The organism is Saccharicrinis aurantiacus, assembly GCF_001660705.2.
In the GTDB taxonomy this organism is placed as follows: Bacteria; Bacteroidota; Bacteroidia; order Bacteroidales; family Marinilabiliaceae; genus Saccharicrinis; species Saccharicrinis aurantiacus.
On the sequence record NZ_LYBV02000025.1, the window covers coordinates 1 to 1737 of the forward strand.

At 34.1% G+C, this 1737-nt stretch carries 2 protein-coding genes; both read left to right on the top strand.

Going from position 1 to position 1737, the window contains the following annotated elements:
* Nucleotides 1-40: 40 nt before the first annotated feature.
* Nucleotides 41-451, top strand: coding sequence for a hypothetical protein (locus tag A8B35_RS10190; protein WP_075602898.1), 411 nt, complete (start codon nucleotides 41-43; stop codon nucleotides 449-451).
* 14 nt (nucleotides 452-465) lie between these two features.
* Entirely contained in the window at nucleotides 466-1359 is an 894-nt protein-coding gene (locus tag A8B35_RS10195) for an IS3 family transposase (protein ID WP_075602899.1), read from the top strand.
* Nucleotides 1360-1737 lie beyond the last annotated feature (378 nt).

Below are 1737 nucleotides of genomic sequence, written 5' to 3' on the forward strand. Positions count from 1 at the left end.
GTAATATACTGAAATAGCTTGACGTAAAAAGTTAAGTAAAATGAAACAATCAAAAGCAGCCATGTTAACAGATCACATGGATGGGTTTAAAGATCATGAAGTAGATTATGGAAATTTTGAAATCAGTTTTCGCCGTTGGATAGTTGGTCAAATAGATGGAGGTCATATGACCATTCAAGAAGTTCGAGATCGATTTCAATTAAGTAGAAGACATTATACTCATATTCTCAAACGATGGCAAGAGCGATATTCCGATGAATTACACTTATCTTTGTCTTTCATGAGTTCCAAAGAAAGAGCAGATAATAAAAATCTAGAAGCACGCATCAAAGAGCTAGAAAAGCAACTTGAGTACGCTAAGATGAAAGATGTAGCAATGAATACTCTCATTGACGTTGCCGAAAAAGAGCTAAAAATCTCCATTAGAAAAAAGTCTGGATCCAAGCAGTAGAGTTACTGGCACATATGTATCCTAAGGTAAGCAAAAAGGATATGTGTGGTCTGTTTGGATATACACGCCAGTCTTGGTACGACACCAAAAAACGACAATCCGCCACACAACTATCAGAAGTATTATTACTTCAGGAAGTTAAAAAAGTACGTAACAACCATAAAAAGATGGGATGTGAAAAGATGCATGGTGTAATGCAACCTTTTTTGCAGGATCACGGAATTAAAATGGGGCGCGATAAGTTTTATTTCTTACTAAAAGAACATGGATTACAAGTACGACAGAAAAGACATATAGCAAGAACTACAAATTCTAATCATCTGTATAAGCGCTACCCTAACATAGCAAGTGATATAGAACTCTTAAGCTCAGGAAGACTTTGGGTAAGTGATATTACTTACATTAGAACCATTTATGGTTTTGTGTATTTATCTCTTATAACAGATGCATACTCCAGAAAAATTGTGGGTTGGAGCTTATGGCGCGACCTAACTAGTACAGGTGCTTTAAACGCATTAAAAATGGCTGTAGAATGTGAAACTATAACAGATAAATTGATACATCATTCAGATAGAGGCATTCAATACTGCTGCTACGATTATGTAAATTATTTAAAGGGAAGCAATATTGGTATATCTATGACCGAAAATGGAGACCCTTATGAAAATGCAATTGCAGAACGTGTAAATGGCATACTCAAAAAAGAGTACGACTTATACGATACATTTAATGATTATAATGAGGCTCTGGAAGCAGTTAAAATAGCTATAGATAAGTATAATAATCAACGTCCTCACCGTAGTTGTAACATGCTAACACCAGCAATAGCCCATACTAAAACAGGAGTACTGAAGAAACGTTGGAATAAGAAAAAGGCAAACACACCTACTTCTGAAATGCAAACCTAAGCTCCAGCCAATTTATAGCAAGAACAAGCCCTTCGGGTGATAAAATAAATCTCCACCTTCGCATACTCAGGTAGTATTTATCTTATCATTCTTGCCCTAAATAGTCTGTCCGCTAAAATAGGGCATATCAAAAATAGTGTTCAAAGAAAAAGGAATAAAACAGAAAAGTGTCAATATGATCAGTACCAAAAACAGACCATGTAAAAAGAAACAGTAGATAGAAAAAATATTATATGCTAAATCAGTAATAAATAAAGAGTATGTATGTAAAAACAGTAGTAACTATGAAATATGTTTTGCATTTAAGGAGAAAGTAATATGTTTGTAATCTCTCAAATTAATTAAAGTAAAATCTGTCAAGCTATTTTAGGGAATTAC

Excerpts from the sequence above, each read along its gene's own strand:
- A8B35_RS10195 (WP_075602899.1), top strand. The coding sequence starts at position 466 with ATGTATCCTAAGGTAAGCAAAAAGGATATGTGTGGTCTGTTTGGATAT.
- A8B35_RS10190 (WP_075602898.1), top strand. The coding sequence starts at position 41 with ATGAAACAATCAAAAGCAGCCATGTTAACAGATCACATGGATGGGTTT.